The sequence below is a fragment of the Novosphingobium sp. ERW19 genome, assembly GCF_012641315.1.
Classification (GTDB): Bacteria; Pseudomonadota; Alphaproteobacteria; order Sphingomonadales; family Sphingomonadaceae; genus Novosphingobium.
Window position 1 is genome coordinate 43,370 of record NZ_JABAIC010000007.1, and the last position, 13,604, is coordinate 56,973.

The 13,604-nt window shown below is 65.1% G+C and carries 14 protein-coding genes; 7 read left to right on the forward strand and 7 right to left on the reverse strand.

Annotated elements, in window-relative coordinates; genetic code table 11:
• The first annotated feature begins 88 nt into the window (after positions 1-88).
• From HGI46_RS14235 to HGI46_RS14255, 5 genes are all read left to right on the forward strand, one after another.
• Complete coding sequence (locus HGI46_RS14235) at positions 89-1,096, forward strand: NADP-dependent oxidoreductase (RefSeq protein WP_168904766.1); 1,008 nt, start codon at positions 89-91, stop codon at positions 1,094-1,096.
• The gene (locus HGI46_RS14240) at positions 1,096-1,833 is read left to right on the forward strand and encodes a glucose 1-dehydrogenase (protein ID WP_168904767.1); all 738 of its coding nucleotides are present in this window, start codon (positions 1,096-1,098) and stop codon (positions 1,831-1,833) included. Before HGI46_RS14235 ends, HGI46_RS14240 begins: the two co-directional genes overlap by 1 nt.
• The gene (locus HGI46_RS14245) at positions 1,833-2,363 is read left to right on the forward strand and encodes a VOC family protein (protein ID WP_168904768.1); all 531 of its coding nucleotides are present in this window, start codon (positions 1,833-1,835) and stop codon (positions 2,361-2,363) included. Before HGI46_RS14240 ends, HGI46_RS14245 begins: the two co-directional genes overlap by 1 nt.
• A 10-nt stretch (positions 2,364-2,373) precedes the next feature.
• Positions 2,374-2,724, forward strand: a complete 351-nt coding sequence (locus tag HGI46_RS14250; protein WP_168904769.1) for a Rieske (2Fe-2S) protein — start codon at positions 2,374-2,376, stop codon at positions 2,722-2,724.
• Positions 2,725-2,829: 105 nt separating this feature from the next.
• Entirely contained in the window at positions 2,830-3,258 is a 429-nt protein-coding gene (locus HGI46_RS14255; RefSeq protein ID WP_168904770.1) for a nuclear transport factor 2 family protein, read from the forward strand.
• A 26-nt stretch (positions 3,259-3,284) separates the two neighbouring features.
• On the opposite strand, the gene arsB is transcribed toward HGI46_RS14255, so the two are convergent.
• From arsB to HGI46_RS14280, 5 genes are all read right to left on the reverse strand, one after another.
• A complete protein-coding gene (gene arsB / locus HGI46_RS14260; RefSeq protein WP_206065742.1) occupies positions 3,285-4,349 on the reverse strand; it encodes an ACR3 family arsenite efflux transporter in 1,065 nt (354 codons plus the stop codon).
• Positions 4,349-4,855 (reverse strand): arsenate reductase ArsC, encoded by a 507-nt coding sequence (locus tag HGI46_RS14265; RefSeq protein WP_206065743.1) that lies wholly within the window; start codon positions 4,853-4,855, stop codon positions 4,349-4,351. Before HGI46_RS14265 ends, arsB begins: the two co-directional genes overlap by 1 nt.
• Complete coding sequence (locus HGI46_RS14270) at positions 4,855-5,331, reverse strand: ArsI/CadI family heavy metal resistance metalloenzyme (protein ID WP_168904771.1); 477 nt, start codon at positions 5,329-5,331, stop codon at positions 4,855-4,857. The genes HGI46_RS14265 and HGI46_RS14270 overlap by 1 nt, the downstream gene beginning before the upstream one ends.
• On the reverse strand, positions 5,328-5,672 hold the full coding sequence (locus HGI46_RS14275; RefSeq protein ID WP_118075066.1) for a metalloregulator ArsR/SmtB family transcription factor: 345 nt from the start codon (positions 5,670-5,672) through the stop codon (positions 5,328-5,330). Before HGI46_RS14275 ends, HGI46_RS14270 begins: the two co-directional genes overlap by 4 nt.
• A 112-nt stretch (positions 5,673-5,784) precedes the next feature.
• Positions 5,785-8,238 carry a TonB-dependent receptor gene (locus tag HGI46_RS14280; RefSeq protein WP_168904772.1) on the reverse strand — a complete coding sequence of 818 codons (2,454 nt, stop codon included), beginning with the start codon at positions 8,236-8,238 and terminating at the stop codon, positions 5,785-5,787.
• A 145-nt stretch (positions 8,239-8,383) separates the two neighbouring features.
• Between HGI46_RS14280 and HGI46_RS14285 the strand changes: the two genes are divergently transcribed.
• Positions 8,384-9,391 carry an NADP-dependent oxidoreductase gene (locus tag HGI46_RS14285; protein ID WP_168904773.1) on the forward strand — a complete coding sequence of 336 codons (1,008 nt, stop codon included), beginning with the start codon at positions 8,384-8,386 and terminating at the stop codon, positions 9,389-9,391.
• A complete protein-coding gene (locus HGI46_RS14290) occupies positions 9,391-10,185 on the forward strand; it encodes a ThuA domain-containing protein (protein ID WP_168904774.1) in 795 nt (264 codons plus the stop codon). The genes HGI46_RS14285 and HGI46_RS14290 overlap by 1 nt, the downstream gene beginning before the upstream one ends.
• 152 nt (positions 10,186-10,337) lie before the next feature.
• Here the strand turns inward: HGI46_RS14290 and HGI46_RS14295 are convergent, their stop codons facing one another.
• Together HGI46_RS14295 and HGI46_RS14300 are read right to left on the reverse strand one after the other, a co-directional pair.
• On the reverse strand, positions 10,338-11,102 hold the full coding sequence (locus HGI46_RS14295; RefSeq protein ID WP_118075070.1) for a glucose 1-dehydrogenase: 765 nt from the start codon (positions 11,100-11,102) through the stop codon (positions 10,338-10,340).
• Positions 11,103-11,205: 103 nt separating this feature from the next.
• The gene (locus tag HGI46_RS14300; protein WP_168904775.1) at positions 11,206-13,575 is read right to left on the reverse strand and encodes a TonB-dependent receptor; all 2,370 of its coding nucleotides are present in this window, start codon (positions 13,573-13,575) and stop codon (positions 11,206-11,208) included.
• Positions 13,576-13,604: the final 29 nt, after the last annotated feature.

A 13,604-nucleotide genomic window follows, 5' to 3' on the forward strand; every position in this document is an offset into this window, starting at 1 on the left:
CCCGCGAAGATCACCCATGCCGACTTCTGCGGAAACCTAGCGATATGGCTAGCGATGCGTTTGCCCGCGGCGCCGCTAAGGTCGGTCCATGGAGAGGACACGTCAGATCACGCTCGCCCGCCGCCCCGTCGGTATCCCGGTCCCCGAAGACTTCGCGCTGGTCGAGGTCGATCGGCCCGTGCCCGGCCCCGGGGAAATCCTCGTGCGCATGCGCGTCGGCTCGTGCGATCCTGCGATCCGCGGCTTCCTCGATGATCGGCCCAGCTACCTGCCGCCGGTGGCGCTCGGCGCCCCGATCAACGGCATGTCGCTGGGCGAAGTGGTGGAATCGAACAACCCGGACTGGCCGGTCGGCACCCTGCTGCGCACTTTCGCGGTCTGGTCGGAATACTACGTCGTCGGCGCCGATGCGCTCGGCATCGAAAAGGTTGAACAGGCCCCCGGCGTGCCGCTGCAGCATTACATGGGCGCGCTGGGTCCTGTCGGCCTCACGGCATGGGTCGGCCTGTTCGAGATCGGCAAGGCCAGGGCCGGCGAAACCGTGGTGGTCAGCGCCGCCGCCGGGGCCACCGGCAGCACCGTGGTCCAGCTTGCCAAGGCCGCAGGGTGCCGCGTGATCGGCCTTGCCGGTGGTCCGGCCAAGGCGCAGATCGTCAAGGACCTCGGCGCGGACGTTGCCATCGATTACCGCGCGGCGGGCGATCTTGCCGAGGCGATCAAGGCCGCAGCGCCGGACGGCGTCGATGTCTATTTCGACAATGTCGGCGGCGAAACGCTCGACGCCATCCTGCCGCTGATGCGCCTGCACGGCCGCATCGCCGTCTGCGGCATGATCGCGCAATACAACGATGCCGATAATCCCCACGGCAACCGCAACTTGTGGCAGCTGGTGGTCAACCGCCTGACCATGCGCGGCTTCATCACCTACGATCACCCCGAAGTCCTCGGCGAAGCGCAGGCCATGCTCGATCGCCTCTTCGCCGAGGGCAAGCTCAAGCCGCTCGAAAACGTGCGTTCGGGCATCGAGAAGCTGCCGGAAGCCTTCATCGAACTGATGAGCGGCAAGACCACCGGCAAGACTCTTGTGCTGATCTGATGGCCGCGCTCGCCGGAAAGATCGCCTTCGTCACCGGCGGCGCATCGGGCCTGGGCGAAGCCATCGCCCGCGCCTATGCCGACGAAGGCGCGTCGGTCATCATCGCCGACATCGACGTTGCCGGTGGCGAAGCCCTCGCAGCCGAGCTCGGCGCGCGTTTCGTCCATCTCGACGTGACGCAGGAAGCCTCGTGGGCGCAAGCGCTCGCCCCGTTCGATCGCATCGACGTGCTGGTCAACAACGCCGGAATCACCACGCTCGGCTCGATCGAGGAGATCACGCTCGACCAGTTCCGCCACGAACTGGATATCGACGTGCTTGGCGTGTTCATGGGCACGCAGGCTGTCCTGCCGAAGATGAAGGCCCATGGCGGCTCGATCATCAACATGTCCTCGCTTTCGGGCGTGAAGGCCTCGTCCAACCTCGTCGCCTACAACGCGGCCAAGGCGGCGGTGACGCTGATGACCAAGTCCTGCGCCCTGCACTTTGCCGAAAAGGGCTATGGCATCCGCTGCAACTCGATCCACCCCGGCGCGATCCACACCCCGATCATCGACAAGGTGCTGGCCCAGTCCGACGATCCGAACGCGCTTTACCAGAGCTTCGTCGATGTCCACCCGGTCAAGCGCCTCGGCAAGCCGGAGGAGATCGCCGCAATGGCGGTGTTCCTCGCCAGCGATGCCAGCGCCTTTGCCACCGGCGCCGAATTCCGCGTCGATGGCGGCGCCTCGATCTGATGGGCGGGCTGCCGATCCGCCAGGTGGCGTTCTTCGTGGAAGACGTCCGCGCCGCGGCGCGCGCCCATCACGATGCCTTCGGCTCAGGCCCGTTCTTCGTGGCTGACAACATTCCCCTCGCCCGTGCCGTGCATCGCGGGGTCGATCGCGTGCTCGATCACAGCTCTGCCTATGGCCAGTGGGGCGATGTGATGGTCGAGTTCGTCGCCCAGAACAATCCCGGCCCCTCCCCTTTCCGCGATCTCTACCCGGAAGGTTCGGGCCGCTGGGGCATGCACCACGTCGCGGTGTTCGTTGACGATGTTGATGCCGAGCTTGCCCGCTTTGCCGCGCGCGGCGCAGCCTGCGCCCTGCGCGCCGAGATGACCGACGGCTTCGTCTTCGCCTTTGCCGACACCACGGCGACGATGGGCCTGTTCACCGAACTTTATGCCCCCACCAAAACGCTGGTTGATTTCTACGCCATGGTCGCGCAGGCGGCTGAGGACTATCGGGGGACTGACCCGATCCAGACCATCCGGATGACTTGAGGACCTGACGTTGAGCGAGACCTGGCACAGCCTGATTGCCGAAACCGAATTCCCCGCCGAGGGCAAGGTCGCCACGAAGATCGCGGGCTGGCACGTCCTTGTCGCGAAGACCGACGAGGGCCTGTTCGCCGTCAACGATCGCTGCACCCATCAGGCCGCGCTGATCTCCACCGGCCGCATCCGGCGCGGCGCGGTGATGTGCCCGCTGCACGGCGCGCGGTTCGAAATGGCCACGGGCCGCTGCATCGGCGGCGCCTACAAGGACCTGCGCACCTTCCCCGTCCGGGTCGAAGGCGGGCAGATCGAAGTGTGCATTCCCGATGCGGCACCCGGCATGGACGAGCTCCCGGTCGTCATCTGAACTCGCTGCCTGAATTCTCTGGCCGAACTCGCTCAAAGCGCAGGTTCACCCTGCCCGCTGGCGCGTTAGTCTCTCCCCAACCAAACCAACGGGAGAGACAGCACCATGCCCTTCACCGGCCCCGCCGAAGACCGCCTCGCCATCCGCGAACTGCTCGAAACCTATGCCGACGCCGTGACCCGCGTCGATGCCGATGACTGGGCCGCGACCTGGGCCGAGGATGCCGAATGGTCGCTGCCCGATTACCCCGAACTCGGCACGACCAAGGGCCGCGCCGCGATCAAGGCGATGTGGATCGAGGCGATGAAGAACTACCCCGGCATCATGTTCGAAGCCTGGCCGGGGTCGATCGAAGTCAGCGGCGATACCGCCACGATGCGCAGCTACACCGCCGAGGTCTATGACCAGAACGGCATCACCATGCGCGATCGCGGCGTCTATGAAGACACTTGCGTCAAGATCGATGGCAAGTGGCTGTTCAAGAGCCGCTCGTTCCGCAACATCCACCGCCAGCACGCCCCCAAGGGCTGCTGAGCGGCAGCGGGTTCAGGGTGCGCGGTTCAGGGTGCGCGGAACCACGCACCCTTGAACCACAGCGCCAGATTGACCAGCGCGATCAGCACCGGCACCTCCACCAGCGGCCCGATCACGGCCGCAAAGGCCACCGGTGAGGCAAGGCCGAACGCGGCAATCGCCACGGCAATCGCCAGCTCGAAATTGTTCGAAGCCGCCGTGAATGCCAGCGAGGCCGTGCGCTCGTAACCCGCACCGATTGCCCGGCCCGCGGCAAACGCGGCCACGAACATCACCACGAAGAACACCACCAGCGGCAGCCCCACCTTCAGCGCATCGAACGGCAGCGCCAGGATCTCCCCGCCTTTGAGGCTGAACATCGCCACGATGGTGAACAGCAGCGCCGCCAGCGTCAGCGGGCTGATCGCCGGCACGAAATGCCCCTCGTACCAGTCACGCCCCCGCGCCCCGACCAGCACCTTGCGCACCACGAAGCCTGCAAGGAACGGCACGCCGAGGTAGGTCACCACAGCCTTGGCGATCATCGCGAAGTCGATGTCCACCACCTGCCCTTCCAGGCCGAAAACCGGCGGCAGGAACGTCAGGTAGAACCAGGCATAGGGCACATAGAACAGGATCTGGAACAGCGAATTGAAGGCGACCAGCCCGGTCACGTACTCCGCGCTTCCCCCCGCCAGCTGGTTCCACACCAGCACCATGGCAATGCACGGCGCAATGCCGATCAGGATCAGCCCGGTCATGTATTCGGGATCGTTCGGCAGCAGCAGCGCGGCCAGTGCGAACATGAACGCGGGCGCAACGATCCAGCACAGCCCCAACGAAACCGCCAGAATCCTGCGATCGCGGAACACCTCTCCCAGTTCCTCGTAGCGCACCTTGGCCAGCGGCGGGAACATCATCAGGATCAGGCCGATGGCAATCGGGATGCTGGTCGAACCGACCGTCATCGCCCCCAGCGCCTGCGGCACCGCCGGCACAAAACTGCCCAGCGCAATGCCCAGCGCCATCGCGGCGAAGATCCACAGCGTAAGCCAGCGATCGAGGAACGACAGGCGCGGGCGTTCAGGCGCCATTGCTGCAATCGTCGCCATCAGGCAGCTCCTTCCATCTGCCCGATCCGGGCAAGGTCAGCCAGCAATTCGGCTGGCTCCATCGTTTCGAATGGCAGGGCCAGCAGCGCGGCCACGCGCATTTCCAGCCAGGCCCAAGTCTGCTCGAACGCGGCGTCCACTTCCGCCTCGCCACCCTTAACGTCAGCCGGATCGGGCAGGCCCCAGTGCGCCTTCAGCGGCGCGCCCATGAACACCGGGCAAGCCTCACCCGCGGCATTGCCGCAGACCGTGATGGCCAGATCAATCGGCGGCGCGTCCGGCCCGGTAAATTCGTTCCAGCTTTTCGACCGGAACGGCGCCACGTCGATGCCCTTGCGCGCCAGCAGCCGCAGCGCGCCGGGATGCGGCACGCCCTTGGGCTTGCTGCCGGCACTGTGAGAAACGATCCGCCCCGCCCCCATGGTGCCAAGCATCGCTTCCCCCAGAATCGAGCGCGCCGAATTGCCGGTGCACAGCACCAGTATCGAAAACGGACGATCGCTCATCAGCAGCACCCCGCCTTCGCTGCCGGGGCGGCAACCTTCGGGGCCCAGCACGCCGTGTCCGAGGCATGGGCCGAAGCGAGCGGCGCAAAGTCCGGGCTCTCGCCATAGACCGTGCTTTCACCTTCGGTCAGGAAAGCCTCCCAGATCACGCCATCGGGATCGGCGATCCAGCTCTTCTCCGACTTGGCGTAGCAGCAGGTCGTCGCGCCTTCCGCGATGACCGGTCCCTTGGCATTGGCCAGCCGCCCATAGACTTCGGCCAGCTCTCCGGCACTTTCCACTTGCAGGCCGATGTGTTCGATCCCCTTTGCCGCCCCGTCCTTGCACGAGATGGCAAAGTTTATGCGCGGGTCCTCCAGCATCCACTTGGCGTAATCGGCCTTGGTCACGGTCGGCTCGGCGCCGAACAGGCCGGAATAGAAAGCGATCGAGGCATCGAGGTCGGCGACGCCGACGTGAACATGGAAGCGCTTCATGCGACGTCCTTTTCGGTTGAGCTTGAAGGATGGCAATCGATGGCAGGCACGCAGGCTGCGCCGCCACAGCAGTTCTCGGTCAGAAAGCCCATGACGGCGGCCATCGCCCCATAATCGGCGGAGTAGAGGATCGACCGGCCCTGCCGCCGTTGCCCGACCAGCCCGGCATTGGCGAGCTGGGCGATATGAAAGCTGAGCGAGGACGGCGCAATGTCCAGCGCTTCGGCCAGCGCGCCTGCGGCCAGCCCGTCAGGCCCGGCCTGCACCAGCAGCCGGAACGCCGCCAGCCGATGCTCCTGCGCCAGCGCGCCAAGGGCGCGAACGACCGCTGCTGATTCCACGCGCACGCCCCTTCGATTCGATATTTCTATAATAGTCGAAACAATGCCTGCCGCAAACGAAAAGGGCGGAGCCGAAGCCCCGCCCTCTCATGGCCACGTGCGCCTGATGCGATCAGAAGCGCTTGATCACCGAGACCTGCACCGTGCGCGGCAGGTTGCCGAATCCGAGCTGGTCGGCGCGGACGCCCGCCGCCGTGCCCGTGCCGCCGCCGGTCGAAGGACCATCGACCACGCCGCTGACGAAGAAGCGATTGGTCAGGTTCTTGCCGATCACCGCGATCTGCCAGTTGTCGTCCTCGGCGCCAAAGCGGATGCCCGCATCGAGCACGGCATACTTGCCCTGGCGCGAGAACGGATTGCCGAAGCCCGAGGCGAGGTAGCTCGACGAATAGCGGGTGTCGACGTTGAGGCCGACCTTGTAGCCTTCGCCCGCTGCCGTCTCGTAACCCACGCCGAACGCACCGGTCCACTCCGGTGCCACCGAAAGCGGCGCCCCGTTCAGGTTCTGGCGCGCATCCAGCCCGCCCACCAGCGTGCAACCCTGCGCCGGAGTCTGCCCGGCATAGCACGGTGCCGAGGGGAAATCGGTGTAGCGTGCCTTGGTGTAGTTGATCGAACCGTGGACGTTCAGCCCGTCGATGCTGCGCGGCGCATATTCGAATTCCAGCTCCACGCCCTTGGTCCGCGCATCCGCCGTCAGCGTCTGGAAGGCGAAGATCGGCGAGTTGAAGAAGTCGACCTGCAGATCGTTGTAGGCATACGTGAACGCCACCAGGTTCAGGCGCAGCTGGTTGTCGGCCAGCGTCGTCTTGATCCCGGCTTCGAAGCCACGGGCCTTTTCCGGATTGAAGGTCAGGTCCGCCAGCGGATCGGACGAGAACTTCGAGTTGATGCCGCCGTTCGAGAATCCGCCCGACTTGTAGGCCGTCTTGTAGGCACCATAGACAAGGATGCCGTCCTGCGGCTTCCACGTCAGCGTCACTTCCGGCGACCAGTCGTCGAAGACCTGCTTTGCGGTCACTTCGCCCAGGCCGTCGGCATCGTTCTGGTCGCGGAAGATGCCCTGCACGCCCAGGTTGTTGTAGGGCTGCGTGAAGAAGCTGTCCTTGGTTTCATGCGTATAGCGCACGCCACCTGCCAGCTCGAGCGTGTCGATCAGCTTCCACGTCACCTGCCCGAACAGGGCCGCCGTCTCGCCATCGGTGAAGCTGGTCTTCGACGATGCCACGAAGCGGTTGGCGGCAGAGGCGGTATCGTCACGCAGCCCGGCAAACATCACGTACTGCGCAAAGTCGCGCTTGGTCTTCTGGTACAGCCCGCCCACCATCAGGTTGATCGGCCCGTCGAACGAGGTCTGCGCGCGCAGTTCCTGGCTGAACGCCTTCCACGTGCTGTTCTCGGTCGCCCAGGTGCCGTTGTTGCTGCTCTGGAAATCGCAGGCACAGGTCCAGCGGTTGTTGTTGGTGTTGTAGTTCGTCACCGAACTGATCGTGACATTGTCCAGCTCATACGAAACCGCGCCGTTGATCGCCCACGAGCGATAGCGGTTGTAAAGCTCGCCATTGTCCTTCGCGAAGGGGAAGTCCTTGGCAATGTCGGCGGGCATGTTGTTCTGGTGCGTCACGAAATCGGTGCCGCAGCGATACCCGGTCAACTGGCTCACGCCCGTGGCGAGGCCACAGTTGTAGGCCACGTAGTTCCACGAGGAATTGTTGACCTGGTTGTAGTTGTACGAACCCTTGAGAGTCATGGTCAGACGGTCGGTCGGGGTGTACTTCAGCGTCACGCGGCCGAGGAACTCGTCCTCACCCGGCGCGCGCGATGCAGCCGGCTTGGCCACCGAGCCGATGGGATTGCCGCTGCCGCCCGCCAGCAGGTTGCGGATGTCGACGGTGGTATAGGTGCGGTCGACCGAGACGTTGCGATAATAGCCGCCATCCATGATCGAACCGCGCGCGGCAAAGCGCACGCCCAGCGTATCGCTCAGCGGGATCGAGGCGATCAGCTCGCCCTGGTACTGGCGCGAACGGAACTCGTAACCGGCGCGGGCGATGAATTCGCGGCCCGGGCCGGGATCGTTGGTGGCCAGGCTGATCACGCCGGCAGTGGCGTTCTTGCCGAAGAACAGCGCCTGGGGACCTTTCAGCACTTCCACGCGCTTCAGGTCGAAGAAGCCTTCCTGAATGATGCGGCCCTGCCCGTAATAGGCACCGTCAACCACCACGGCGACCGACTGCTCGATGCCGATCGAGGTCGAGGACGAACCGATGCCGCGCATGGTCAACTGCGCGCCCGAACCGTTCGAGGCACGGCCGACGTTGAGGTTCGGCGTTGCCGCCGCGATCTTCTCGATCGAGGTGATGTCGCGCTGCTGGATGGTCTTTTCGGAAATCGCGGTGACGGCCACCGGCACGGTCTGCACCGATTCCTCGCGCTTGCGCGCGGTCACGATGATTTCCTCGAGCCCGCCGGCACTGGCGCCGTCCTGCGCAGCATCCTGCGCAAATGCCGGAACCGCCACGCCCAGCGCGCAAGTGGCGAGAAGAATTCCCTTGATGGTGCGCATGTCCGCATCCTCCCTCTTGTGATTAGACCCGCGCGTTTACGCCTCTTGGCTCGAGGCCTCGCCTCGCCAATGCATTAGCCTCACCCTTTGGCTAGGTGCCGCGCTGCCCCGGCCTCGGCACCTCTGGCGCCTGAGAGGAATTCCCATGACCGAAAACCGCTTCTGGCGCCTTGATCGTCACCCCGAAGGCTCAGACTTCGAAGCCGCACTCAGCCTGCAGACCGAAACCCTGCCGCCGCTTGGGGAAGGCGAAGTGCGGGTAAAGGTCGGCTACCTGTCGATGGACGCCGGCACGCGCATGTGGATGAGCCCGCGCACCGATGGCTATCAGCCGCCCCTGCCCTTGGGCAGCAAGATGGCAGGCCTCGTCCTCGGCCACGTCAGCGAAAGCCGCGATGCGGCCTTTCCGGTCGGCACACTGGTGCGCGGCTTCGGCCAGTGGGCAGACTACGCCACAATGGTCCCTGCCCTCGCCGGGCTCGAGATCGTCGACGACACCGTGGCCGACATCCGCCACCACTTCGGCGCGCTCGGCATGAATGCCTGGACCGCCTATGTCGGCGTCAAGGAAGTCGCCGCGGTCAAGCCCGGCGAATGGCTGGTCGTCTCCGCCGCTGCCGGAGCCACCGGATCGATGGCCTGCCAGGTCGGCCGCAACCTTGGCGCAAGGGTCATCGGCATTGCCGGCGGCCCTGAAAAGTGCCGCTACCTGACCGAAGAATTGGGCGTCGATATCGCCATCGACTACAAGAACGATGACGTCGCCGCCCGTCTCGCGGCCGTCGAAGGCGGCGTCCATGCCTATTTCGACAATGTCGGCGGGCCGCTGCTCGATGCCGTCCTGCCCAACATGGCGCATTATGGCCGCGTCGCGGTGTGCGGCATGGTCGCCGCTTATGACAACGACGCCCCCCTGCCCGGCCCGGCCCGCTTCGATCAGGTGCTGATGCGCCGCCTGCGCATCGAAGGCTTCTTCATCCCCGACTTCCTCCACCGCGGCGCCGAATTCCTGCCCACCTTGCGCGAATGGGTCGATGCCGGCACGCTCACCGTCAATCTCGATGAGACGCAAGGGCTGGAAAACACCCTCGCCGCCTATCGCCGCATGCTCTCGGGCAAGGCCATCGGCAAAGTCATCGTGAAAGTCGCCTGATGCCGATCATCAAGCACCGCGCCCCGCTCCAGTGCCTCGTCGCCGTGCGCGGCCACCCGTTCGATCGCACCGCCTTCGACGCCATGTTCCAGGCGATGGACGGCATATCGGCCACCATGGTCGATCAGCCCGCCGCCGCGCTGCTGATGAACCCTGAAGACATGCGCCAATTCGATGCGCTGGTGCTTTATGACATGCCCGGCCTTGATTTCGAAGCGCCGGAAAATGCCCCGCTCTACCGCGAACCTTCGCCCGAACTGCAGGCCGGTTTCCGCGCCCTGCTCGAACAGGGCAAGGGCGTCGTCGCGCTCCACCACGCGCTCGCCGGATGGCCGACATGGGCGGAATATCACGATTGGCTGGGCGGGCAGTTCCTCTACCATCCGGGCGAGTGGCGCGGGGAGACGGTGCCCGACAGCGGCTATTGCCACGATGTCACCCACGAAATTGCGGTCGTGGCCGATCACCCCGTCACCGCCGGCCTGCCCGCCAGCTTCACCCTGACCGACGAACTCTACCTCGGCCAGGTCAATGAAAGCGACGTCACCCCGCTCCTGCGCTCAAGCGCCACGTTTGACCGCGATCACTTCTGGTCGGCAGACCTTGCCGTGAAGGGCGAAATGTTCAGCCGCGAAGGCTGGGACCACCCGGCCGGCTCCAATCTCGTCGGCTGGACCCGGCAAGCCCTCAACAGCCGCCTCGTCTATCTCCAGCCCGGCGACGGCCCCTCGGCCTACGACAACCCGCACTACCGTCGCCTGGTCGAGAACGCGATCCGCTGGGTAGCGGAATAGCGCCTCATGCCCACCCCCAACCCCTCCCGCTTGCGGGAGGGGGGAGCCAACGCTGCGTCTTGCCCTCCCGCAAGCGGGAGGGCCGCGAGACTTATCGAGCGCAGCGAGATTAGTCGCAGGGGGGTGGGCACTCGCCACCCCGCCCGGCAGTATCAAAGCGCCGTCATCCCCCCATCGACCACCAGCTCGGTCCCCGTGACATAGCGGCTCTCGTCCGAGGCGAGGAACAGGTTCATGTTGGCGATGTCCAGCGGCGCGCCCATGTAGCCCATCGGCACCAGCGCCAGCGTCGCGTCATAGTTCGCGGCATTGTCTTCCTGCGCCACGCCCTGGATGTTGGTCAGGATCATGCCCGGATGAACCGAGTTCACGCGGATGCCGTCCTTGGCGGTTTCCACCGCAATGGTCTTGGAAAACAGCCGCACGCCGCCCTTGGCCGCGGCATAGGCGCCGCAGGCCGGCACGCCGATCAGCCCGGCGACAGACGAGATGTTGATGATCGAACCCTTCACCCCGGTCTTGCGCATCAGGATCACCGCGCGCTTGGTGCCCTGGAACACGCTGTCGAGGTTGACCGAGTTCTGCAGCGCCCAATCGGCGCTGGTCATGTCCTCGATCGGCCGCAGCACGGCGATCCCGGCATTGTTGACGCACACGTCCAGCTTGCCGTCCTCGGCCTCGATCGCGGCGAAGACCTCGTCCCACTGCGCCTCGCTGGTCACGTCATGCAGCATCGCGCGGGCCTCGCCGCCCGCGGCGCGGATGCCTTCGGCCACCTTCTCGGCGCCGGCCAGATCGCGGTCGGTCAGCCACACCTTGGCGCCTTCCTCGGCAAAGCGCTGCGCAGTGGCGCTGCCCAGGCCCGGCACCGAAGCACCACCTGTCACCAATGCGACTTTTCCGGAAAGACGGCCCATTTGAAACTCTCCCAATAAAAAACCGGAGGGACGGAAAGGAACGTCGCCTAAGCGACCCTCCCCCGCCCCCCCGGCAAGGTGGATCAGGTTATATGCGCTTGCTTCAGAACTTGAAGCCTGCGGTAACGCCGTAGGTCCGCGGTTCCAGCGCCATGCCGAACGACCACAGGCCAGCCACGGTGAATGCGTGGGTCGTGGTCTTCTCGTTCAGCAGGTTGCGGGTGAACACGCGCAGGTAGGCCTTGGCGTCGTCGATGTCGAAATTGAACGTCATCGACGCATCGACCAGATCCTGCGTGGTGGTGCGCACGCGCGGATCGTTGCCGCCCACGGTGATCAGCGTCGCCTGGCCCGAACCGTTCAGCGTCGGCGTCAGCGAAGCTGCCGAAAGCTGCTCGTCATAGGGCGAGATGTGGCGCCAGCCGACATTGGTGGTGATGTCGCCAAAGCCGGTCGGTGCGACGTATTCCGCGCCCAGCGAGGCGGTGAAGTCCGGCGCATAGATCAGGCGGTTGGCCGAGTAGTTGAACGGCACCAGCCCCGCACCGCAAGGGTTGGTCGCCACCGGCCCTGCCGCATAGGCGCCGCAGGTGACGAAGTTGCGGAAGTGCGAATCCATGATCGCGATCGAGCCGGTGATGCGGAAGTTCTCGGTCACGCGCAGCGTGCCGTCCGCCTCGATGCCCTTGATCAGCGCGCCGCCCGGAACGTTGCCGGTGATCGTCTGGTTGCCGGTGGGGCCACCCGGAACGGTCAGGTTCTGCTGCATGTCCTTGTAGTCAGACACGAAGCCGGCAAGGTTCAGCTCCAGCTTGCGGTCGAACGCCGAAAGCTTCACGCCCACTTCATAGGCGTCGACCGTTTCAGGCTGGAACGGCGTGCTGGCGGTGGCAGCGGTTGCCGCGCGCGGGCTGAACCCGCCCGAACGATAACCGCGCGACCACGAGGCATAGACCATCACGTCCTGGTTCGGGCGCCAGTCGATGCCGACCTTGGGGGTGAACTTGTTGAAGCTTGCCTTGCCCTTGCCCACCAGTGCGATCTTGCTCAGGTCGATGTTGTCGGGATCGAGCAGCGTGTTGGCCGCAAAGCCGTTGCTCAGCTCCTTCTTGTCGTGGCTGTAGCGGCCACCGAACGAAAGGCGGAAGCCCTCGGCAAAGGCCCAGTTGAAGTCGCCGAACACGGCGTAGCTCTCGGTCTTGCCTTCCACGCGCTGGGCGTTGCGGTCAAACAGGGTCGGCGGGGTGCTCGGGCTGAAGCCGAACACGCGCGACCACTGCGTCAGGTCGTATTCCGACTTGAAGTAGAAGCCGCCGACGACATAGTCGAACCCGTCGAACAGCTCGCCCGCAGCGCGCAGCTCCTGGCTCCACTGTTCGTAGTGCTGGCGGCGATCGACATAGTAGAGATCGACCGACGAACCGTCGAAGTCCTGCGTCTGCGCTTCCGTGCTCTTGCGCCAGCCGGTGATCGAGGTCAGCTTCACGCCGCCCGCGTCATAGTTCATTTCCAGCGTGGCTTCGGGCGCCTTGTAGTTGCTTGAAGCAGCATCGCCGAAGGTGGTGTAGAGATCGGTGGTGGTGTTGCGATTGCATTCGCGCGCCGGAATGAACGCGCAGAACACTTCGCTGCTGTTGGTGATGTTGCTCACCACCGGATCGAACACCTGCTCGACCTGGGCCACCGTCAGCTGCGCGTCAAAGCCCGAACCGGTCGGCTTGAACAGCAGGCTGGCGCCGTAGTTCTCGCCATTGCTCCAGCCCGCGTCGACATTGCGGGTGACGTTCTTGTAGAAGCCGTTGGTTTCGTTGTGGAAATACCACGCCTTGACGCCCCAGCTCTCCTCGTTGCCATAGTTGGCGAGCAGCTTGGTCGAGAACGTGCCGAACTTGGCAAAGGTCGCCTCGGCCTTGAGGCCCGGCTTCATCGTCGGCTTGGTGCGCTGGATGTTGATCACGCCGCCGATGGTGTTGGCGCCGAACAGCGTGCCCTGCGGCCCGCGCAGCACTTCCAGCTGGGCGATGTCGAACGCATCCTGCAGCTGGCCGGTGTTGGTGCCGATCACCACGCCGTCAACCAGCACGCCCACGGTCGGCGTCTGCGACTTCTCGATGTCGGCATAAGTCAGGCCGCGGATCGAGATGTTTGCCGCCTGCGCGCCCGAATTCTGCTGGGTGATCAGCAGGCCCGGAGCCGCGCCCTGCAGGTCGCCGATGTTCACGGCAGCCTTGCTTTCGAGGAAGGCGGTGTTGACCGCGGTGATCGCTACCGGCGTGCTCTGCAGCGTTTCCGAACGGCGGCGCGCGGTCACGATGATCGCGCCGGTATCGCCAGCGTCTGCTGCCTGTGCGCTATCGTCGGCCTGAACCGCCTGCGGCTCGTCTGCTTCGGCAGCAAGGGCCGGCAGCGAAAAGCCAAGCGCGGTGGTGGTCATGGCAACGGCAAGCATGCGCCGTGCAGCAGTGGTTCTCATGTCTATCCTCCCTCCAAGGGTAACCTCGT

Bases quoted from the DNA above. Each gene is read 5' to 3' on its own strand.
- HGI46_RS14235 (WP_168904766.1), top strand. From the start codon at position 89: ATGGAGAGGACACGTCAGATCACGCTCGCCCGCCGCCCCGTCGGTATC.
- HGI46_RS14240 (WP_168904767.1), top strand. From the start codon at position 1,096: ATGGCCGCGCTCGCCGGAAAGATCGCCTTCGTCACCGGCGGCGCATCG.
- HGI46_RS14245 (WP_168904768.1), top strand. From the start codon at position 1,833: ATGGGCGGGCTGCCGATCCGCCAGGTGGCGTTCTTCGTGGAAGACGTC.
- HGI46_RS14255 (WP_168904770.1), top strand. From the start codon at position 2,830: ATGCCCTTCACCGGCCCCGCCGAAGACCGCCTCGCCATCCGCGAACTG.
- arsB (WP_206065742.1), bottom strand. From the start codon at position 4,349: ATGGCGACGATTGCAGCAATGGCGCCTGAACGCCCGCGCCTGTCGTTC.
- HGI46_RS14265 (WP_206065743.1), bottom strand. From the start codon at position 4,855: ATGAGCGATCGTCCGTTTTCGATACTGGTGCTGTGCACCGGCAATTCG.
- HGI46_RS14270 (WP_168904771.1), bottom strand. From the start codon at position 5,331: ATGAAGCGCTTCCATGTTCACGTCGGCGTCGCCGACCTCGATGCCTCG.
- HGI46_RS14280 (WP_168904772.1), bottom strand. From the start codon at position 8,238: ATGCGCACCATCAAGGGAATTCTTCTCGCCACTTGCGCGCTGGGCGTG.
- HGI46_RS14285 (WP_168904773.1), top strand. From the start codon at position 8,384: ATGACCGAAAACCGCTTCTGGCGCCTTGATCGTCACCCCGAAGGCTCA.
- HGI46_RS14290 (WP_168904774.1), top strand. From the start codon at position 9,391: ATGCCGATCATCAAGCACCGCGCCCCGCTCCAGTGCCTCGTCGCCGTG.
- HGI46_RS14295 (WP_118075070.1), bottom strand. From the start codon at position 11,102: ATGGGCCGTCTTTCCGGAAAAGTCGCATTGGTGACAGGTGGTGCTTCG.
- HGI46_RS14300 (WP_168904775.1), bottom strand. From the start codon at position 13,575: ATGAGAACCACTGCTGCACGGCGCATGCTTGCCGTTGCCATGACCACC.